Origin of the sequence: Flagellimonas hymeniacidonis, assembly GCF_008040165.1 — a bacterium.
Classification (GTDB): domain Bacteria; phylum Bacteroidota; class Bacteroidia; order Flavobacteriales; family Flavobacteriaceae; genus Flagellimonas; species Flagellimonas hymeniacidonis.
Window position 1 is genome coordinate 1,106,625 of sequence record NZ_VRUR01000002.1, and the last position, 19,392, is coordinate 1,126,016.

22 protein-coding genes are annotated in these 19,392 nt (G+C 37.4%); 19 read left to right on the plus strand and 3 right to left on the minus strand.

Annotated features, from left to right (window positions below):
* Positions 1-6: 6 nt before the first annotated feature.
* From FVB32_RS13865 to FVB32_RS13910, 10 genes are read left to right on the plus strand one after another with little or no spacing between them, the layout of a single operon-like run.
* Positions 7-492 (plus strand): lipocalin family protein, encoded by a 486-nt coding sequence (locus FVB32_RS13865; RefSeq protein WP_147744393.1) that lies wholly within the window; start codon positions 7-9, stop codon positions 490-492.
* Between the two features lie 4 nt (positions 493-496).
* Positions 497-1,189 carry an OmpA family protein gene (locus tag FVB32_RS13870; protein ID WP_147744394.1) on the plus strand — a complete coding sequence of 231 codons (693 nt, stop codon included), beginning with the start codon at positions 497-499 and terminating at the stop codon, positions 1,187-1,189.
* A gap of 14 nt (positions 1,190-1,203) precedes the next feature.
* On the plus strand, positions 1,204-2,394 hold the full coding sequence (locus tag FVB32_RS13875) for an NAD(P)/FAD-dependent oxidoreductase (protein ID WP_147744395.1): 1,191 nt from the start codon (positions 1,204-1,206) through the stop codon (positions 2,392-2,394).
* Complete coding sequence (locus FVB32_RS13880; protein WP_246139889.1) at positions 2,394-3,107, plus strand: methyltransferase domain-containing protein; 714 nt, start codon at positions 2,394-2,396, stop codon at positions 3,105-3,107. Before FVB32_RS13875 ends, FVB32_RS13880 begins: the two co-directional genes overlap by 1 nt.
* Positions 3,107-4,162 carry a type III polyketide synthase gene (locus FVB32_RS13885; protein ID WP_147744397.1) on the plus strand — a complete coding sequence of 352 codons (1,056 nt, stop codon included), beginning with the start codon at positions 3,107-3,109 and terminating at the stop codon, positions 4,160-4,162. Before FVB32_RS13880 ends, FVB32_RS13885 begins: the two co-directional genes overlap by 1 nt.
* 9 nt (positions 4,163-4,171) lie before the next feature.
* Positions 4,172-4,954, plus strand: a complete 783-nt coding sequence (locus FVB32_RS13890; protein ID WP_147744398.1) for an enoyl-ACP reductase FabI — start codon at positions 4,172-4,174, stop codon at positions 4,952-4,954.
* Positions 4,955-5,416, plus strand: a complete 462-nt coding sequence (locus FVB32_RS13895) for a 3-hydroxyacyl-ACP dehydratase FabZ family protein (protein WP_317132213.1) — start codon at positions 4,955-4,957, stop codon at positions 5,414-5,416.
* The gene (locus FVB32_RS13900; protein ID WP_147744399.1) at positions 5,406-6,677 is read left to right on the plus strand and encodes a beta-ketoacyl-[acyl-carrier-protein] synthase family protein; all 1,272 of its coding nucleotides are present in this window, start codon (positions 5,406-5,408) and stop codon (positions 6,675-6,677) included. The genes FVB32_RS13895 and FVB32_RS13900 overlap by 11 nt, the downstream gene beginning before the upstream one ends.
* Before the next feature lie 22 nt (positions 6,678-6,699).
* Positions 6,700-6,951 (plus strand): phosphopantetheine-binding protein, encoded by a 252-nt coding sequence (locus tag FVB32_RS13905; protein WP_147744400.1) that lies wholly within the window; start codon positions 6,700-6,702, stop codon positions 6,949-6,951.
* Positions 6,948-7,403: a hypothetical protein gene (locus tag FVB32_RS13910; protein WP_147744401.1), complete on the plus strand. Its 456-nt coding sequence runs from the start codon at positions 6,948-6,950 to the stop codon at positions 7,401-7,403. The genes FVB32_RS13905 and FVB32_RS13910 overlap by 4 nt, the downstream gene beginning before the upstream one ends.
* Before the next feature lie 2 nt (positions 7,404-7,405).
* Here FVB32_RS13910 and FVB32_RS13915 read toward each other — a convergent pair whose 3' ends face one another.
* A complete protein-coding gene (locus FVB32_RS13915; RefSeq protein WP_147744402.1) occupies positions 7,406-7,921 on the minus strand; it encodes a YceI family protein in 516 nt (171 codons plus the stop codon).
* A gap of 268 nt (positions 7,922-8,189) precedes the next feature.
* Between FVB32_RS13915 and FVB32_RS13920 the strand changes: the two genes are divergently transcribed.
* The 6 genes from FVB32_RS13920 (at position 8,190) to FVB32_RS13945 (ending at position 14,064) form a co-directional block, all read left to right on the plus strand.
* Positions 8,190-8,549 (plus strand): hypothetical protein, encoded by a 360-nt coding sequence (locus tag FVB32_RS13920; protein ID WP_147744403.1) that lies wholly within the window; start codon positions 8,190-8,192, stop codon positions 8,547-8,549.
* A 96-nt stretch (positions 8,550-8,645) separates the two neighbouring features.
* Positions 8,646-9,563, plus strand: a complete 918-nt coding sequence (locus FVB32_RS13925; RefSeq protein WP_147744404.1) for an EamA family transporter — start codon at positions 8,646-8,648, stop codon at positions 9,561-9,563.
* A gap of 174 nt (positions 9,564-9,737) precedes the next feature.
* Positions 9,738-11,186 (plus strand): hypothetical protein, encoded by a 1,449-nt coding sequence (locus FVB32_RS13930; RefSeq protein ID WP_147744405.1) that lies wholly within the window; start codon positions 9,738-9,740, stop codon positions 11,184-11,186.
* Between the two features lie 105 nt (positions 11,187-11,291).
* Positions 11,292-12,290, plus strand: a complete 999-nt coding sequence (locus FVB32_RS13935; protein ID WP_187269579.1) for a sensor histidine kinase — start codon at positions 11,292-11,294, stop codon at positions 12,288-12,290.
* Positions 12,287-13,306: a histidine kinase gene (locus tag FVB32_RS13940; protein WP_147744407.1), complete on the plus strand. Its 1,020-nt coding sequence runs from the start codon at positions 12,287-12,289 to the stop codon at positions 13,304-13,306. The genes FVB32_RS13935 and FVB32_RS13940 overlap by 4 nt, the downstream gene beginning before the upstream one ends.
* A complete protein-coding gene (locus FVB32_RS13945) occupies positions 13,303-14,064 on the plus strand; it encodes a LytR/AlgR family response regulator transcription factor (RefSeq protein WP_147744408.1) in 762 nt (253 codons plus the stop codon). Before FVB32_RS13940 ends, FVB32_RS13945 begins: the two co-directional genes overlap by 4 nt.
* On the opposite strand, the gene FVB32_RS13950 is transcribed toward FVB32_RS13945, so the two are convergent.
* Positions 14,061-14,636 carry a Crp/Fnr family transcriptional regulator gene (locus FVB32_RS13950; protein WP_147744409.1) on the minus strand — a complete coding sequence of 192 codons (576 nt, stop codon included), beginning with the start codon at positions 14,634-14,636 and terminating at the stop codon, positions 14,061-14,063. The genes FVB32_RS13945 and FVB32_RS13950 overlap by 4 nt on opposite strands.
* Positions 14,637-14,718: 82 nt before the next feature.
* On the opposite strand from FVB32_RS13950, the gene FVB32_RS13955 reads away from it, so the two are divergent.
* On the plus strand, positions 14,719-15,915 hold the full coding sequence (locus tag FVB32_RS13955) for an MFS transporter (protein ID WP_246139890.1): 1,197 nt from the start codon (positions 14,719-14,721) through the stop codon (positions 15,913-15,915).
* A 78-nt stretch (positions 15,916-15,993) separates the two neighbouring features.
* Positions 15,994-16,452, plus strand: coding sequence for a cold-shock protein (locus FVB32_RS13960; protein WP_147744410.1), 459 nt, complete (start codon positions 15,994-15,996; stop codon positions 16,450-16,452).
* 66 nt (positions 16,453-16,518) lie between these two features.
* Here the strand turns inward: FVB32_RS13960 and FVB32_RS13965 are convergent, their stop codons facing one another.
* Positions 16,519-18,744 (minus strand): carbohydrate binding family 9 domain-containing protein, encoded by a 2,226-nt coding sequence (locus FVB32_RS13965; protein ID WP_187269580.1) that lies wholly within the window; start codon positions 18,742-18,744, stop codon positions 16,519-16,521.
* Between the two features lie 90 nt (positions 18,745-18,834).
* Here FVB32_RS13965 and FVB32_RS13970 point away from each other — a divergent pair, with 90 nt between their 5' ends.
* Positions 18,835-19,392, plus strand: a complete 558-nt coding sequence (locus tag FVB32_RS13970; RefSeq protein WP_147744411.1) for a DUF4251 domain-containing protein — start codon at positions 18,835-18,837, stop codon at positions 19,390-19,392.

Here is a 19,392-nt window from a genome sequence, read left to right on the forward strand (position 1 = left end):
ATTCTTATGGTAAAACATGCATTCTTTTATGTGACGCTGATGGCTGTGCTATTAACGTCATGTTCTGTTTCCAAAAGCGCAAGAAGTCAACGTAATCTTTTTAGCGGGTCCTGGACACTTAACGATATCTCTTATGAGAACAACACAGGTAATTTTAAGTCAGTAATCTTCAACGATGCAGACGATATTTGCTTTGAAGGAAGCGACTGGTTCTTCAGGGACAACAACAGCACAGGTAGGTATACCATTACCGGAGGTAGCCTTTGTCAAGGTGGAGACCGTTTTTTCAGATGGTCTGTGGTTGAACCAACGGCAAATTACAATAGTCAACTTCAATTCAAGTTTATTGATGAAAAACGAAAGGATATTTCAGGAGGTGTAGGCTATCGTTTAAATATTGCCAATATATCAGAACAATCCATGACGCTTAAGTCCAATGTTTCCGTAGACGGGGAACTTGTAACCATAGTATACCAATTCTCAAAAAAATAATCAGATGAAAAATATAGTTTTAAAAAGCACAACAATTGTTTTGGCATTAAGCCTTATAGTAAGTTGTAATGCAGTTAAAAATGCCAATAACACTCAAAAAGGAGCAGCAATTGGTGCAGCTGGTGGTGCCGTGATTGGTGGAATCATTGGAAACAATGTAGGTAAAAACGGCAACACGGCGCTAGGCGCAATTATAGGAGCGGTAGTTGGCGGAGCCGCTGGTGGATATATTGGAAATAGAATGGATAGACAGGCCGAACGTATTGAAGAAGAAATTCCGGGAGCTGAAGTAAAACGTGTTGGTGAAGGAATCAATGTTACCTTCAACGAAGATGCTGGGGTATATTTTGATACAAATAGATCTGATGTGAAAGGGACTTCAGCTACTACTTTAGATAAACTAGCTGGAATCTTCAAAGAATATCCAAATTCCAATGTTTTGGTTGAAGGGCATACAGATAGTGCCGGAAGTGAAGAATATAACTGGAAGTTATCGCAACAAAGAGCAGAATCTGTGACAAGTTATTTGGTCAGCAAAGGAATTTCCAGTGGCAGGTTTAGCACAAAGTGGTATGGTGAAACCCAACCACGAGAAAGCAACGAAACAAGTGCGGGTAAAGCCAAAAACAGACGTGTTGAGTTAGCTATTGTTGCAAGCGAAGAACTTAAGCAAGAAGCTTACGAGAAAACAAACTAAGACTAGATAAAAATTTGGTCTTTAAATCCCGACCCAATAAGGTCGGGGTTTTTGTTTTAAAGAATTATCTTCATGGGGTGAATAATCCCAAAGTTGTTATTATAGGGGGTGGATTGGCAGGGTTGACAGCTGCGCTGGATTTGGCGCAAAGAGGAAAACAGGTTCTTGTCATAGAAAAAAATCCATATCCAAATCATAAAGTATGCGGAGAATATGTTTCCAATGAGGTGAAGCCTTATTTGAAGCACTTGGGTATGGAATTAAGCAGTCTAGACCTTCCAGAAATCGACACCCTCCAGCTTAGTACACAAACAGGCAAACTGATTGAGGTTAGGCTTCCTTTAGGAGGCTTTGGGATAAGCAGATATGCATTTGACTACGAGCTGTTTCAATTGGCTGAAAAAAAAGGCGTGGATTTTCTTTTTGAAACTGTTGTGGATGTTCAATTCATGGATAATGAATTTGAAGTTACTCTTACTTCAAAAGAAAAAATAAGCGGCAAGATGGTTTTAGGAGCATTTGGGAAGCGTTCAAACCTAGATTTAAAGTGGAATAGAGCGTTTATTCAGCAGAAATCACCCTGGCTAGGAATCAAAGCACATTATAAAAACATTGGACATCCTTCAAACGTAGTGGGGCTTCATAATTTTCCAGGCGGCTACGGAGGGTTGTCGCTAACTGAGGAGGGTGACGTAAACTTTTGCTGTTTAGTGAAGTATGAAAGCTTTAAAAAAGAAAGTGGAATAGCTGCCTTTAACCAAAATGTGGTTTCACAAAACCCAATATTAAAAGATTTTTTAGCCAATTCTGAGGTAACGTTTGAAAAACCATTGAGTATTGCCCAAATTTCATTTGAAAAGAAAAGAGCAGTTGAAAATCACATTTTAATGTGCGGGGATACGGCAGGTTTAATACATCCACTTTGCGGTAATGGAATGGCGATGGCTATCCATAGTGCAAAATTAGCAGCAGAACAAGTGGCTATGTTTTTGGAAAAACCTAACTTCACAAGAAAAGATATGGAAAAAGAGTATCAAATGCTCTGGGAAAGAAACTTCAGAAAAAGACTTTGGATGGGTCGCCGCTTACAAGACCTAATGTTGCATACCAAATGGTTTAATCTAGGAATGTATACTCTGGCCAACTCAAAACCACTACTTAGAGAGATGATCAAAAGAACCCATGGTAATCCAATAGTAGCATAATGGATTTATCTATTAGAAGCAATGAGTTGGAACTCATGGATGACCCAAATATGCCATTTGAATTATTGCAAGCGGCGTATATAGACATCAATAAATGTAATAATTTGCTGGGAGGGGAGTCCATTACTTTGGATGCAGTCATGGGATTGGTGAAAGAAGGCTCTAAAAAATCGTATACGATTTTGGATATGGGTTGTGGGGATGGCACCATGCTAAGAAAATTGTCCAAACATCTTAGCAAATATGGGGTATCGCATAGCATGATAGGGATAGACTTAAGGGATGATGTATTATGTATTGCCAAGGAGAAATCTAGTGAATATCCTAACATAAGTTTCAAGAAAGAAGACATACTAAAAGCTGATTCCAGCCTTTCCTGTGATATTTTGATCAATACATTGACCATGCATCATTTTGATGAACACCGTATAGATGCTTTTCTAAAAAAATTTGTCAGTCTGGCTAAAGTTGGGGTGGTCATCAATGATTTGCAAAGGAGTAAAATTGCATACATGCTCTTTAAAGTATTTGGGTTTTTCTTTATCAAAACAGAAGTAGCTAAGTATGATGGGTTGGTTTCCATAAGCAAAGGTTTTAGAAGAGGAGAATTGATAGCATTATCAAAAAAAATACCAAGTGTTACACATATAATTCGATGGAAATGGGCTTTTAGATATGTATGGGTAATGAAGTTTAACCGACATAAGAATTAATGGGTTCGGTTCGTATAGTTGGGGTTTCAAAGCAATTGCCAAAGTATAATAGAAAGACTTCGGATATTATTCCCTTTATAGATTTATGGCTTTCAGGTCAAGAAGATCGTTTTCGAAGAAAAGTGGTAAAAATATTTGAGGGAGCAGGAGTAGACCAGCGCTTTGGCATAATGGATATAGATGAAGTTTTTACAGCGACCTCCTTTGAGGAAAAAAATAGCATATATACTAGAGAGGTTAAAATTTTAGGCGAGAAGGTGCTCCAAAAAGCATTACATCAGGCTGAATGGGATACGGAATCGCTGGATTATATTATTACGGTTAGCTGTACCGGAATCATGATTCCATCTTTAGATGCATATTTAATAAATGCTTTAGGTTTACGGCAAAACATTGTTCGGCTTCCGGTGACGGAAATGGGTTGCGCTGCTGGAGTTTCTGGCTTAATCTATGCAACAAATTTTCTTAAATCTAACCCAGGAAAACGAGCTGCTGTAATTGCGGTTGAAAGCCCTACGGCCACTTTTCAGCTTGATGATTTTTCCATGGCCAACATGGTAAGTGCTGCAATATTTGGAGATGGCGCGGCTTGTTTATTATTGTCTTCTGAAAAAGAAGCTGAAGGCCCTAAGGTCATTGGAGAAGAAATGTATCATTTTAAGGACGCTACACATTTAATGGGCTTCGATTTAACCAACACAGGGCTAAAAATGATATTGGACCCTGCAGTTCCGGAAGTTATTGCAAACCGTTTTCCAGAAATTGTACATCCATTTTTGGAACGATTTAATTCAAGTATTGATAAGGTGGACCATTTGATTTTCCATCCTGGTGGTAAGAAGATAGTGCAGACGGTTGAAGAATTGTTTGGTAAATTAGGTAAAAATATAGACGACACAAGAGAGGTGCTGAGGGATTACGGGAATATGAGCAGTGTTACCGTGCTCTATGTGCTGGAGCGTTTTTTGTGTAAGGAAATTGCAGAAGGAGAACAGGGAATGGTGCTAAGTTTTGGTCCTGGATTTTCAGCCCAACGTGTTCTTTTAGAATGGTAAAGCATTTTTATGGTGAAAGACGGATCTAAATGGGCTTTAATATTGGGTGGTAGCAGTGGTCTTGGTTTGGCTACGGCCAGAAAATTAGCGCAACATGGTTTTAAAATAATAATAGTCCATAGAGATAGAAAATCGGAATTAAATACTGTTGATAAGGCTTTTCGAGAGATTACTTCAAAAGAAAATGCGTTGTTCAGCTTTAATGTGGATGCTTTAAACCCTGTAAAACGGGATGAATTAATATTAGAAATTCAGAAAATACTAGGTCAGGATAAAATACAGGTGCTTGTTCATAGTATCGCAAAAGGGAATTTAAAGGGTATGGCAGATGATAATAATACCTTGAGTAATCAAGATTTCCACTTAACTATAGATGCAATGGCCGTTAGTCTGTATGATTGGGTGAGGAGCTTGGTAGCTAAAAAGTTGTTTGCTGAAGATAGTAGAATCATTTCCTTTACAAGCGAAGGAAATTCTAAAGCATGGAAAAGCTATGCGGCAGTTTCTGCCGCCAAGGCTACGCTGGAGGCAATTACAAGAAATATAGCGTTGGAATTTGCGTCAATCGGAATTAAAGCAAATTGCATTCAAGCAGGTATGACAGATACGAGGTCTTTTCAAATGATACCGAACAGCGATGATTTAAAAAAAGATGCCGTAAAACGAAACCCCAATAATAGACTCACAACACCAGAAGATGTTGCCAATGCAGTCTATTTACTCACCTTGGAAGAGGCAAGATGGATTACAGGAACTGTAATTAAAGTGGATGGAGGAGAAAGCTTACAATAAATGATGACCTTAAATCAGATAACCAAATACCTGCCATATAAGGCACCTTTTCTTTTTGTGGATGAATTGACATATGTGGATGATCATTCAGCAGAGGGAACATTTTTTTTCAAAGAAACCTCAGATTTTTATAAAGGACATTTTAAAGATTTCCCTGTTACTCCAGGGGTTATTTTAATCGAGTGCTGTGCTCAAATTGGGTTAGTATGCTTGGGGATTTATCTGCTACAAGGAGAAATTGAGGCAAAACAAGATGCAAAGTTGAAGATTGCCATGAGTAGTTCCGATATGGAGTTCTATTTGCCAATTTTTCCTAATGAAAAGGTTAAGGTGGTTTCAGAAAAAGTGTATTTCAGATTTGGTAAGCTCAAATGTAAGGTGAAGTTATTCAATGCTGATGGCGCATTGGCGTGCAAAGGAACCTTGGCTGGAATGTTCAAACAGAATAGCGATGAGGAATAGAGTAGTGGTGACAGGCATGGGGGTATGTGCACCCAATGGGGTTGGTCTTCATGAGTTTGTAACCTCCCTAAAAAATGGAACTAGTGGAATACAATTTCATCCAGAGCTTGAAAAATTAAATTTCTCATGTCAAATAGCTGGAAAACCGAATATTGATACTATTTATTTAAATAAATACTTCACTAATGTTCAACTAAAAGGATTGAATGCAAGTGGTGTTTTCTATGGAGTAATTGCCGGTAGAGATGCCTGGGAAGATGCTGGATTAACAATTGCAGGTTCAGAAAATCCAGATTGGGATAGTGGAATTGTTTTTGGAACAGGAATTCTTGGAGTTGACAAATTCAGAGAGGCAATATACCAAGTGGACGAGGGGAATGTAAGAAGATTGGGCAGTACTTCTGTAATCCAGACCATGGCTAGCGGTATTAGCGCGTACCTTGGAGGTATGTTGGGTTGTGGAAATCAAGTTACTACAAACTCATCGGCCTGTACCACAGGAACAGAGGCACTATTAATGGGTTATGACCGCATCAAAAACGGCAAAGTAAAAAGAATGTTGGTGGGCAGTTGCAGTGATAGTGGTCCCTATGTTTGGGGAGGCTTTGATGCAATGCGCATTCTGCCAAGAAACTATAATGACACTCCTGAAGAAGCTAGCAGACCAATGAGTGCATCTGCTGCTGGATTTGTCCCAGGTAGTGGGGCAGGAGCTTTAGTTTTAGAATCATTGGACAGCGCTTTGGAGCGCGGTGCTACCATCTATGGAGAAGTTATAGGAGGAGCTGTGAATAGTGGAGGACAAAGAAGTGGTGGCAGTATGACAGCTCCAAACAACGAAGCAGTTCAACGGTGTATCGCAAGTGCGATTAAAGATGCTTCAATAGAACCTAATGCTATAGATGCAATTAATGGACACCTTACTGCAACAACAAAAGACCCTGATGAATTAAAAAATTGGAGTGTAGCACTAGGACGCTCCGAAGCGGATTTCCCGTATGTGAATTCCTTTAAAGGGCATTTTGGTCATTGCTTGGCAGCGGCTGGCAGCATAGAGTGTGTCGGCACTCTACTTCAGTTTAAGGAAAAACAGATTTTTGGTAACATAAATTGTGAGGATATCCATCCAGAAATAGATAAGTTTATAGATGCATCAAAAATTCCTACAACAACACTGGCTATTGCACCTAAAATTATAGCAAAAGCGAGCTTTGGCTTTGGAGATGTAAACGCCTGTGCTATTTTTAAAGCCTATAGCTAGACATAAATACTTAAAACAAAGAATGCAAGAAGAAAAATATCAGAAACTAAAAGCGATTGTACAAACCTATTTGCCAGATGATGTTTCTGCGGAAGAAATACAACTGGAAAGTAACTTTACGCAAGAACTGAACATTAACTCGGCCAATTTGGTCGATATTGTTCTTGATGTGGAAGATGCTTTTGACATTATGTTGGAAAATGAAGATATGGACGGTATGCAAACCGTTAAAGATGCACTGGAAATCATAGATACTAAACTAGCGGCCAAATGAAAGAGTTCTTGAGTTTTGTTTTGGAAAAAATAAATGTTGATAAGCGATTGTTGATGATGTACTGTCTTGTCTATTTTCTGTGGGGCCTTGGTATGAACTGGTTTGGAGCCCAAATGGAGATAGCCAAGTTCACCTTTTGGTGGCAGGTAATTACGTGTTATATATTATATATGGTTCCAATTTCTTTGGTGTTACGAGGGTTGCCTTTTCATATGCAATATGCATACGGACTCATCGCCATGGGACTATTGGAATTTGGAGGATATGCATTGCAAACTTCATACGCATACCCAAACAATATATTGGACCAATTTTTCAATATTCGCAACTTTAGCCTAGGCATGGCCCTGTTCTTTGCCTTGTATTTTCCTTTGGGCAATTGGGGAGTTGGAAAGATTTACAACTTGCTTTTCAAAAATAAAAGCAGTCAGGAAAGTCTAAAAAGCAAATAACGCTAATTGTCAATGTCAAAAATCATTTTGACTTTCACTAAGTTATCCTCTCTTTTTTTCTTGATTTTGATTCCATAATCAATAGAGTACAAGGAGGTAGTCCCTATAAGTTGATTTCCCTTTTGAGAAAACGTGATTGTAATGGGTTTGGAGGTTTCCTTAATGGTCAAAATACCTTTTACAACAAGCTTTTCACCACTTAGCCTAACCTCATTACTTTCAAAGTGAATTTTGGGATAATCATCCACATCAAAATACTTCCCACTTCGTAGGGACCAGTTTCGCAACCCATTATTGGTGTCCAAAGTTTCAGAAACAACGGAACCTTTGAACACAGAATGCTCCAAATTATCCAAATTAATTGAAGATTCGGAGGTAAAACCACCGATGGTTCCCTTTACTTTTTTAGAAACAAACTCAAAGGAAATTTGACCGCTTTTTATTTTGGTCTGTTGGCTGTAAATGGCATTGGTATATAGCCCAATAAATAAAACAAAAATTACTGAAAACAATCTCATAACATTTTTTTGAACTAAAGTAAACAATAGGTCTTTAAAGAAAGAGACTACTTACAGAATTGTTGACTTTTGTTTAACATTTTAATAGTGTTGAAGACATGGGATTCTTACGGATTCCTCTTTTTATTATTTAAATTTGATAATGTTCAAATATCTGTATATCAAATTTTTATATAGACAATATGAAGGTTGGTTATATGTTAAATACTAAAAAATAAGGTTAATTTTGTCGTAGAATGTAAGATAATTAGTAACTTAATGGAGAGGTGTGGAGCAAGTAATCTTTAAACAAAGTGCCATGAGTAATGTAACGGAAAACAGTACAGTCCAAATCCAAGAATTGCTAATTCGCATGCAGCGAAACAACAATATTATTCAGAGGCTTTCCAAAAAACTAAATTCATACACCTGTGAACCCAACAATCATTCCTGTTTTGAAAAATTGTACGAACTCAAGCATAGCTTCAAAGTTTTTGCAAGTCAACAAAACCAAATCATGCAGTTGGTAAAACAAAAAAAGGGTATCGCCAAAAATCTACAAAAGGATATCCAGCTTCATTTAGACCGTTTTAAACAATTGGAAAGAGATATGGCAGCCTATCTATTGGATACAAATCAGTATTCATAAACTACGCTAATTTTTTTGTAAAACTTCATTTGGAATATATTTTTTACTCCTGCAAACATCCGTATTATTGTAGGACAAACAGCCACACTTTTTAGAATGGGAAAGTCCTCTAATTCTACGCTTGTCATTCTTGCTTTTTTTGCCATATATGTTATATGGGGATCTACATATTTGCTAAATAAGATTGCAGTTTTAGAATTGCCTCCATTTATGCTGGCCTCGTTTCGCTTTACCATTGCTGGAATTTTAATTTTTGTTATTGCCAGGATAATGGGGATTCAAATTTCGATAACAAAAAGGCAATTGCTGAATACGATAATTGCCGGATTCCTTTTTTTAAGCTTTGGTAATGGAGTAGTGGTGTGGGCACTCCGTTACGTGGATACTGGTTTTGCTGCGCTGGAGATTTCTGCACAACCACTTATCATTTTGCTATTGATGCGCATTTTACAAGGAAAAAAAATACAACCCATGTCGGTCGTTGGGGTCATCTTTGGAGTCATCGGGATTTATCTTCTTGTAAGTCAAAAACAAATTATTACCAAGGAAGGGTCAATTTTGGGAATGGTCATGATTTTTTTCTGTATGCTGAGCTGGGGGTATGGTAGTCTTTTTGTGGCCAAAGCGGACCTGCCTACAAATTACTTTGTAAACACAGGCTATCAAATGTTTACGGGAGGAATTATTTTGGCATTTATGAGTTTGGGGTTCGGCGAAAATTGGACATCGCCCCTTGTCTGGAGCGGCAAAGTGCAACTAGTAATGATTCTACTGGTTATCTTTGGAAGTATTCTTGCCTTTACCTCCTTCAACTATTTACTTAAATCCGTTTCTCCTGAAAAAGTTGCTACTTCCACCTATGTAAATCCAATTGTTGCACTCATATTGGGCTGGTACTTTCTTAACGAACAAATTACCCTGCAATCTATAATAGCAGCCGTTGTTTTGCTTACGGGAGTTTACTTTATTAATGCTAAAAAAACCTTGGCCATCTTTGAAAGATTTAAAAGGTAGACTACTTGCCTTACCATCTTAGTTGCGTTTTTTGGGTTCCCTGTACAATTCAATACATAAATCGTCCAGTTCGCTACATTTTATTTTAAAGGAAAGACATTGGTGCGCATATTTGCTGTATCAATCAAAAACGTTCATCACAATAATCAATAATCAATCAAAAAACGAACAATCATGAATCAACTCACTAAACTTTTTGCATCCTTGTTGCTTAAGCTCATTCTTCTCTTTTTACTTGCAGGAGGAGATTCTATGTATGGCCAAAGAAAGAGCACTTCCGTAGACATCAGTAGCAATGGAAAAACATCAATTTCAGTAAAAAACGGATTTGGCAATAACTTTCATGTGGAATATAGAGGGGAAATTACACTTTCAAATGATGATAGTGACGTAGTCGCCATTTCTGATGGAGGCTATATGGAAATAAAGAAATCTGCCTTTGGAAACCGCCGGAGAATCTTTATAGAATCCAATAATTCGGGGCAGCTTATAAAAAAATATTACGTAGGAAGTTCTGAAAGAAGTTTTGATGCAGAGGGAAGAAAATGGATGGCTGAAATTCTTTTAGAAGTAGTGCGCACAACTACTTTGGGCTCGCAGCAACGCGTAGATCGTATTTATAAGCAGGGTGGCACCTATGGGGTGCTAAAAGAGGTTGATTTTATTGGTAGTAATCATGTAAAAGCGAGGTACATAAAACTATTGCTGAAAAAAGACCTTAAAAATGCTGATATAATTTCCATCCTAAACGTTATCGGCGATGATATTGACTCGGATCATCATAAAGCCGATATCCTAAAAAATAACACTTCTAAGTTTTTGGCAACTGAAGCCAGCACTTCGGCATATATCGAGGCTACTTCAGAAATAGATTCAGACCACCATAAAGCGGAGGTCCTTAAGCGATCTATTAAAGATGGTACGCTTAAAGAGAATCAGATGAACTCTCTTTTCGTAATTACAAAAGATATTGACTCAGACCATCATAAATCAAGTGTTTTGCTTACGGTGCTTAGGAATTCGACCTTGAATGCCGCAAATATGAAATTACTCCTCAGTACTGCAGATGGGATAGACTCTGATCATCACAAATCTGAGGTTTTAAGAAGTGCATTAAGCGCTGAAGGACTTTCAGATAGCAGTTTTCATACTTTATTGAGCGCTTTGGATGGCATGAATTCCGATTACCATAAAGACAATGTACTTACCAAAATGGTTCGAAAAGACCTTAATCCATCATCTCTTTCACACTTATTAAAGCAAGTGAGACATATGGATTCGGATAGCCACAAGGCTAATGTGCTAAAGGTCGTTGTGCAGAAGAAGCTTTCAGATGATAATATTGAAATCTTGTCCGATGTTATAGAACATATGGGTTCTGATAATCATAAAGCGGAGGTTTTTAAAAAAATGGCGAGAAACACATTTTCAGATGCCCAGCTTACCAAGGTTATATGGACCATTAAAGATATTAACTCGGACTATCATAAAGCGGAATCCTTAATTGCATTTTCAAGAAGGGTTTCGCAAAAGGAATCTGCAGTAAAAGAAGCCTACAGGTCCGTATGCAAAAGTATTTCGTCTGATTCGCACTACAGAAGGGCTTTAAACGCAATTGAATAACCAATCAAAATCCTGACCGCCAAAATCCTCCATTCGCTTTAGCGTAATAATGAGTATTTTGGTGTAATGGACAGGATTTTTAATTTTTTCACCGACCGACCGACCATGGGAAGAAACCTGTTCCTTATCAGCTTAGGATTTGTTGTTGGAATCTTGTTTTATAGTTTTCACAACTTTAGCGGAAAGCCAAGTTTTTGGGAGCTCATGCTTAATGGTTTTCTTGGGATAACTATTAGCTATGTTTTCCATTTCTGCAATCTTTTTTTAAATAAGACTATCCGGTGGAAACAGCAGACAGGATTAAGGCTTCTATCTGGAATACTAATGCACTTAATTCTAGGATTTGGGATTGTTCTCCTGGGCTTAAAAGGATATGAAATATTATACTCTAGCTACAATTTTTTTTCGGACGAAGGAAGCAATGTGCTGCTAAAAATAGGAATACTATTATTTTGTACCATCCTCATATACAATATCATTTACATGGTCTTTTACTCCTATCAGCAATATACCAAAGGCCAGGTAATGGAAGTCCAATTCAAACGTAAACAGACAGAACTCCAATTAAGGGCATTAAAATCGCAACTAAGCCCCCATTTTCTTTTTAATAGCCTAAACACTGTGTCTTCCCTATTTCAAAAGGACATAAAAAAGGCAGAGGTTTTTATTAGGTCTTTGGCTAAATCCTATCAGTACACCCTTAAAACATACAAAGAAACATTGGTCACGATAGAGGAGGAACTAGCTTTTGTGGATTCTTACTGCTTTTTAATAAAAACACGCTTTGGAGATCACCTAGCACTGGAGTTGGAATTAACGAACAAAGAGCTTAAAAGTAAAATACCGCCATTAACACTTCAGATGTTGGTTGAGAATGCAGTTAAACACAACATTGTTAATGAAGGGAATCAATTAAAAATTCAAATAAAGCCCACAAATGGTTTTTTGGAAGTAAGCAATAACAAAACGGTAAAAAGACCTGAAACCAAATCTTTGAAAATAGGGCTTAAAAACATTATTTCCAGGTATGAATTATTGGTAAACAAACCAGTAAAAATCGAAGACCATGAAGACTTTATCGTAAAACTTCCACTGATCACATGAGAAAACTATTTATACATAAGCCCCTGTTTAGATTGTTGAGCCCTTTGTTCAGTGGCACTTTGGTGTACCTTCTTATTTTGTTGATCAATAATACCATTGATGAGCTTGGAGCTAACTTTTTCGGACAAGAACTTTATGTGTGCATAGGTCTCGCATACCTGATTCAAGAATATTCCCGTATTTCAATTATTATTTTTAAACGACTAAAATGGCCATCTTCATTTTTCTTAAAAACCATATTACAGATTATAAGTACCATTCTAATCAATATAGCTTTGGTGTCACTCGCAATGTACCTATACTTTACCATGGTATTGTACTATGCACCAAATAGTAGGGAATTATTGATTTTTAATAGCATTTTTTCTGTTATTGCTTTAATCTATGTACTGTTGTATGTGAGCCACCAGTTTTTGTATATGGTGAATACCGAAAAGTTGAAGAAAGAGGAATGGGCTAGGCAGGAAATTGAAGACGATTTCACTGATTTTAAAAGAGGAATAAATCCAGAATTACTTTTTGAAAGCTTAGAAGCTATTTTGGTTGTGATGAAAAAGGATTCGGATAAAGCAGAGCAAATTACAGACCGTTTCGCCATGGTTTATAGGTATTTGTTATCCAAAAAGAAAGATGAGTTGGTTCCTTTGGCTGATGAACTAAGAACTTTGGAAGAATTTTTACAGCTATTTTCAGAACTTCCATACAGAAAAATGCAGCTAGGTGAAATAGCTTCAAGCAAAATGCTGGTTGTGCCAGGAAGTTTATTGCGTATCGCTGAAAAAGTAATGCGTACCACAATTCCATCGGAAGTTGAGAAAGTGACCTTGAATATTTTAGAGTCTGAAGACAAGTTAACCATTCAATATAAACATGAAGAAAAAATAGGTAAATCATTAAATATTAATGACTTACAATGTATTAAGAGAGATTATAAATACTATGCAACAGAACCTGTTCAAGTTGTTCATGATGACCTATATAAAACTGTATATCTCCCAAAATTGAGTCTAGTATGAAGATTGCAATCATTGAGGATGAACCACTAGCGGCTGAAAAATTAGAACGCTATCTTTTAAAGTATAGTGAAAATATAGAGGTGCTCACCATACTATCTTCCTTGGCAGAAGCACTTCCATGGATTAAGGAAAATCAAGCCCAAGTAGATCTGTTCTTTATGGACGTGCAATTAACAGATGGACTAAGTTTCGAGATTTTCTCTCAAATATCGGTTCAAAAACCAGTGATTTTTACAACTGCCTTTGATGAATTCGCGATAGATGCGTTCAAGGTGAACAGCATTGATTATTTATTAAAGCCAATTATGTTCACGGATCTTTCAAGGGCTTTATTGAAATTAAAATCATTGAAAGAACAGCTCTCAAGACCTGTTGAATTGGCTCCGGTAATTCAAAAACTACAAGAAAGAACATACAAAAACAGGTTTTTAGTGAGAATAGGAAATCACATCAATTCTGTGCTGAGCAATTCAATTAGTGCCTTCTATGCTGAAGGACGGGATGCATATCTTATTACAGAGAAAGGAAAAAAGTATATTATAGAATATAAACTGGAGGCATTGGAAGCATTACTGGACCCAAAGCTCTTTTTTAGAGTCAATCGCAGCTTTATTGTTAATATCAACGCCATTACGGATGTTACCGTTTATGCCAATCGAAGATTAAAGCTTGTTCTAAACTCGAAATTGGATAAAGAGGTGGTTATCAGCAGAGAAAAGGTGGCAGATTTTAAAAAATGGTTCGAAGGACTTTCTTAATACAAATCTGTTTTTGTCTTTAACTCTTTCAAGGCTCTATTGAGACTTCTAACGGTAACCCCAATGTAATTTGCAATATCTCTTTTTGATATCACCTCCGTAAACTCTGGGAACACTTTTTTTAATTGTATGATGTTATCTTCAATAGGGTAGGAATGTTGGTAAGAGTGCCTGGGGGCTTTGTATCTAATTTTGTCAGCTAGCGCTTTCATAATCAGTCTATTAAAATGACTATCCGTTTCCAATAATTCATTAAAACCCGAATGGGAAATAGAAAGGACTTTCAAAGGTGTAATACTTTCAACAGAACAGATGGTATACTTTTTACTAAAGACCTCCAACTCTCCAAATTCCATTCCATCCCCTAAAAATTCCTGAATAAATTCTCTTCCATTTTCATCGGAAATATAACATTTGGTAATTCCTTCTGTAATAAAATAGACCTTGTTATACCGCCTATCCTGTTCTATGATTCTATGTTTTGAGGGAAATTTTTCTTCTACTATTTCATACAATCCAGATACAAAAAGCTTTTTTACATATGAGGTTAATTCAGGGTTTGTTCTAATCATTTTTATGGTGGGGACAAATGTCCTTTTTAGTACTGTATAGAAACAATTTCTTTGCCCATAAAGTTACGGAATACCAATTGTGATGTCAACAGAAAGAAGTCAAATAACACTTACAAAACAACGAATGTATACCCCTAAGTTTATACTTATTTGTGTTAGTTCGCTTCTATTTTCTGCAAGCTATAATATGTTGATTCCGGAACTGCCTTCTTACTTAAGCAGCATGGGGGGTGCCAAGTACATAGGTCTCATTATAGCCCTTTTTACCTTAACCGCAGGAATTTCAAGACCTTTTAGTGGAAAATTAACGGATACTATTGGAAGAAAGCCTGTGATGCTTTTTGGAGCCATGGTCTGTTTAATTTGTGGATGCTTTTACCCCATTCTAACTACGGTTTACGGTTTCCTATTACTGCGACTGTTTCATGGTTTTTCTACAGGATTCACACCGACTGCCACTTCTACTTTTGTTTCAGATGTGGTTCCTCGCGAAAGATTGGGTGAGGCCATGGGAATTCAAGGAATAGCCTTTAGTACTGGCCTGGCCTTAGGGCCAGCTCTGGGGAGTTTTATCAAACTCTATTTTTCCTATTCAGTTCTGTTTTACAGTTCATCTATGGTGGCTTTGCTATCCTTGGTACTCATGATGAATTTAAAAGAAACACTACCTAAGAAAGAACAATTTAGGTTTGCGTTGCTAAAGATTACCAGAAAAGACATCATTGCGTGGGAAGCACTACCACCAGCGATTATTACGTTTTTGGCATATATTGGGTTCGGCGTTATCCTTACATTGATTCCGGATTGGAGCGAAGCAGTAGGGTTTGTAAACAAAGGAATTTTTTTTATTGTATTTACCGTATCATCGCTCTTAGTTCGGTTTATAGCTGGAAAATTTTCAGATAGTTATGGAAGGATAAAAGTAATTGTTGTTGGCCTTCTATTGCTTTTGACATCTTTATTCTTAATAGGATATCTTAACACCAAATCTGGACTCATGACCGGAGCAGCAATGTACGGTCTTGCCATGGGAGTGGTGTCACCGGCATTAAATGCCTGGACCATAGATTTGAGTTTGCCGGAGCAAAAAGGAAAGGCAATGGCTACGATGTATATCGCCTTGGAAGCGGGTATAGGATTGGGCGCATTATGCTCAGGGTGGTATTACCAAGAAACCATTTCTAGAATTCCATTAATAATGTACAGCTGTTCGGGTTTAGCATTCGTAGGAATCGGGTATATTTTGACGGTAAAAAGGAATATTATCACGAATATTTGAAAAATCCCTGTTTTCAACGCTCTCATTCATTATCTTGCAATTTATTAATTCATTTAAAAAACCCCAGTAGTATAGTTTATGGCTAAATCGCAACAGACGTATAATAAATCAGAAAGAGAAAAAAAACGCTTAAAGAAAAAAGAGGAGAAGCAAAAAAAGAAAGAAGCCCGAAAAGCCGAAGCTAAGGAAAGCGGCAAAACGGGTATTCAGTTTGCGTATGTAGATTACAATGGCAATTTGACCGATACTCCACCGGATCCTTCTCAAAAAATGGCTGTTGAAGCCGAAAGCATTACACTTGGAATCCCTAAAAAAGAAGAAGGTGATGAAGAAGAATTTGATCCAGTAAGAAATGGAAAAGTTTCTTTCTTTGATACTTCCAAAGGATTTGGGTTTATTATTGATACCGAGAATCAAGAAAAATACTTCTGCCATGTCAGTGGCTTAATTGATGAAATCGTTGAAAACGATAAAGTATCTTTTGAACTGGAAAGGGGCATGAAGGGTATGAATGCCGTTCGTGTAAAGAAAATATAGCTCGCCTGCTTAGATTTTACCTAAAGCACAGTTTTCTGTGGAGAAAACCTATCTAAGTAAAAGATGTTAATTCAGAATATCAAAACGATGGGTGTACTTCACCGTAAAGATTTGATTGTTCAAATTATCTAACAAATCATCGTCTTTTACAATATTAAATACTACAAACAATCCTGTATTGGCATTTTGTAGCCACCCAAATCGAGCATTTACAGAAGTAATATTGGATACGTTGTTACGCTGTATTAAACTTTGTACAAACATTCTTGGGGTAAACGAATAGGAAAGTCTTAAGCCCCCAACTAAAGCAGTTAAATCGCCCGTTTCTAGCTGAATGTCGCTATGACTTAACACCAGAGAAGTATTGAAACGGTCACCAAGCCTTAGTCTTGCAGTGCCGCTATTCGTAATTCTATCTCCGTTAAAATAACCTCCTATTATTGTTCTTGAATCAAAAGAGAACGCATTGTTAGGGTTCGTAATAACAATAAGCTGTAATTCTGCATTTCTATAATTGCCCATGGGCACAGTAACGTTGGAAATATTAAAATCCTGCAGCACACGCTCTGTGGTGAAGTTGATTCCAGTATGCACCTCAAAACCACTGTTAAACTCCCAGTGATTATCAATGTGTAAAAACCCTGTAATGAGTTCATCATCAAAATTCCAATAGCCCCTGTAGGATACATGGGGACGTATCTCCAATAAATTCCCCATATTTTTTACCCGATGTGCCTTTAACACCAGAAACTCGGGCTTTCTAAATGCTGTACGCTGCAAAAACCCAACTTCAGGATTAAATCCTTCACCAACTTCTGTGTACCCAGCCCGTAAATCCCATCCGTTCCAGTTGTAATTTCCTAATATTTTAAATGCATGATCATTGTTTTCAATTCCAGGTGTTACGCTTTTGGCAACAAATCCATTTACTTCAGCTTTATTGCCAATACCCCATTTTCCATCCATGGCATAAACACGGTTGTAATCATCATCCATTTCACCAAGCCCTGCCCTGTTAATGAATATTCCGCCCAAAGAGGACCTAGTTCCTTGAAAATCATGATTCACACGAGCTACGGTAAAATTGTTTTTTTCTATTCCTGATGCATCAACATCATCAGTGAACATACTCAGAAATCCAACATTGGTCTGTCCAACTTTACCAGATAAACGGGCACCTCCAATTATGGGCACCAAGCTTCCGTCATCACCAATTCCTATTCTACGACTGAAGAATAAATCCACTTCACCAGGACTTCCAACACCAAATTGACCTGCATTTTCAAGGAAAAATGCTCTTTTTTCTGGAAAAAATAGATTGAATCTATCAAGATTTACCTGTTGGTCATCTACTTCTACTTGAGCAAAATCGGTATTGTAAGTAAGATCCAGAGTAAGGCTTGGTGTAATACTGTACTTGATATCCGCACCTACTTCAAAATTAGTATCTGTTTCACTGGGAGATACAGATTTATCGTTAACAAATTGCCCTAGGGCATAGGGTATTAATTTTAGATTCCCCGGATTTTTAAGATTTAAACCTGTGAGCTCACCCGCAAGTGATAGTCGTTTCATATCGAAACCTAGTGGGAGGGAAGTCCAGTAGGCTGTCTCGGTATTTTTGCTAATATTCCTTCTGAAATTTAATCCCCAAGTTTTGTTTTTTCCCGCAGCAAAGCGTAAGGACCTAAATGGGATAGCGAATTCTGCACTCCATCCATAATCCCCAAGTTGAGACCGTACTTTCCATGAAGCATCCCAATTTAAGTTGGTACCACCTATAACACCTCCTTGTTGTCTATTGGTATTGAAATTTCCTATTCCCTCATTATCAATCTGTGCATCATATTCCATTCCCTGCGCATTTGTGCCAAAGAGAAACCCATTTTGTCGGTCATGATAGGTGTCTATAATAAAAAGAAAGCTATCCTCATCATTTAAATCCGCATCCCTGCGTGAATCGGATACCACAATGTTCTTGGCATCTTTATCATAACAAACCACACTAACATAAAAGGTGCTTGCCGAATATGCAATACGGATAATTGTTTTTTCTGACACTGCTTGCCCATAATTGGGTCGCAGTTGAACTAGGTTTTCTATTCCCGGGATTGTTTGCCAAACAGAATCATTTAAAACGTCCCCATCTATGAGCGGCTCCTGCATTAGTTCAGTAGCTTGATAAACAGGTTTGTTTATTATAGAATCTTGATATTGCGTTTGTTGCGCTTGGAAGAGGGATGTACTGGAAAAAGTAAAAAGTAAAAGTACTTTACGAAATGTAATCGTCATATATGCTGGCCTGGTTGAAAGTTAAATATACTGTATAAATCGGAAATCTTGAGTAGATTCTGTAATTTGTAGTATCCTTTTTTTCTCGCTATGAAAACATTTAAAAAATACCTTTTTGCTATTCTGATTTGTGTTATTGCAAGTTGTGCTTCAAATCCAAAAAATATCGCAACTGATGCCGAAATTGAAGCGTTGAACAAAGTCGTGTCCAATAATTCTTTTGAAATTTTGGCAAGCTTTGCCAGGCCCTTGGCTACTGGTAGTGTAAACAGTTTGGCCAATGCTGGTCTTATTCCCCCTGGAAGCACCCCAAGCCGTATTGATGTGTCCGGAAGTGCTAGTTATTTAAGAGTTATTGGTGATAGGGTGGAAGCAAACCTTCCTTACTTTGGGGAACGACAAATAAGTGCAGCGTACAATAGCAATAATACTGGGATTAAATTTGATGGTATTCCTAAAGACTTTGAACTTGTACCCAATACTAAGACTAAGGGGTATACAATACGCTTTACCATAGATGGAGGTACGGAAACATATCAGGTAATTGCCCAACTGACACCATCGCTTTTGAGTTCCCTAAACATAAATAGTTCTCACAGAACTGCTATCGCTTATGAAGGAAGGATACGGGAATATGCTAGTGAATAA

Excerpts from the sequence above, each read along its gene's own strand:
- FVB32_RS13865 (WP_147744393.1), top strand. The coding sequence starts at position 7 with ATGGTAAAACATGCATTCTTTTATGTGACGCTGATGGCTGTGCTATTA.
- FVB32_RS13870 (WP_147744394.1), top strand. The coding sequence starts at position 497 with ATGAAAAATATAGTTTTAAAAAGCACAACAATTGTTTTGGCATTAAGC.
- FVB32_RS13880 (WP_246139889.1), top strand. The coding sequence starts at position 2,394 with ATGGATTTATCTATTAGAAGCAATGAGTTGGAACTCATGGATGACCCA.
- FVB32_RS13885 (WP_147744397.1), top strand. The coding sequence starts at position 3,107 with ATGGGTTCGGTTCGTATAGTTGGGGTTTCAAAGCAATTGCCAAAGTAT.
- FVB32_RS13890 (WP_147744398.1), top strand. The coding sequence starts at position 4,172 with ATGGTGAAAGACGGATCTAAATGGGCTTTAATATTGGGTGGTAGCAGT.
- FVB32_RS13895 (WP_317132213.1), top strand. The coding sequence starts at position 4,955 with ATGATGACCTTAAATCAGATAACCAAATACCTGCCATATAAGGCACCT.
- FVB32_RS13900 (WP_147744399.1), top strand. The coding sequence starts at position 5,406 with ATGAGGAATAGAGTAGTGGTGACAGGCATGGGGGTATGTGCACCCAAT.
- FVB32_RS13905 (WP_147744400.1), top strand. The coding sequence starts at position 6,700 with ATGCAAGAAGAAAAATATCAGAAACTAAAAGCGATTGTACAAACCTAT.
- FVB32_RS13910 (WP_147744401.1), top strand. The coding sequence starts at position 6,948 with ATGAAAGAGTTCTTGAGTTTTGTTTTGGAAAAAATAAATGTTGATAAG.
- FVB32_RS13915 (WP_147744402.1), bottom strand. The coding sequence starts at position 7,921 with ATGAGATTGTTTTCAGTAATTTTTGTTTTATTTATTGGGCTATATACC.
- FVB32_RS13925 (WP_147744404.1), top strand. The coding sequence starts at position 8,646 with ATGGGAAAGTCCTCTAATTCTACGCTTGTCATTCTTGCTTTTTTTGCC.
- FVB32_RS13930 (WP_147744405.1), top strand. The coding sequence starts at position 9,738 with ATGAATCAACTCACTAAACTTTTTGCATCCTTGTTGCTTAAGCTCATT.
- FVB32_RS13935 (WP_187269579.1), top strand. The coding sequence starts at position 11,292 with ATGGGAAGAAACCTGTTCCTTATCAGCTTAGGATTTGTTGTTGGAATC.
- FVB32_RS13940 (WP_147744407.1), top strand. The coding sequence starts at position 12,287 with ATGAGAAAACTATTTATACATAAGCCCCTGTTTAGATTGTTGAGCCCT.
- FVB32_RS13945 (WP_147744408.1), top strand. The coding sequence starts at position 13,303 with ATGAAGATTGCAATCATTGAGGATGAACCACTAGCGGCTGAAAAATTA.
- FVB32_RS13950 (WP_147744409.1), bottom strand. The coding sequence starts at position 14,636 with ATGATTAGAACAAACCCTGAATTAACCTCATATGTAAAAAAGCTTTTT.
- FVB32_RS13955 (WP_246139890.1), top strand. The coding sequence starts at position 14,719 with ATGTCAACAGAAAGAAGTCAAATAACACTTACAAAACAACGAATGTAT.
- FVB32_RS13960 (WP_147744410.1), top strand. The coding sequence starts at position 15,994 with ATGGCTAAATCGCAACAGACGTATAATAAATCAGAAAGAGAAAAAAAA.
- FVB32_RS13965 (WP_187269580.1), bottom strand. The coding sequence starts at position 18,744 with ATGACGATTACATTTCGTAAAGTACTTTTACTTTTTACTTTTTCCAGT.
- FVB32_RS13970 (WP_147744411.1), top strand. The coding sequence starts at position 18,835 with ATGAAAACATTTAAAAAATACCTTTTTGCTATTCTGATTTGTGTTATT.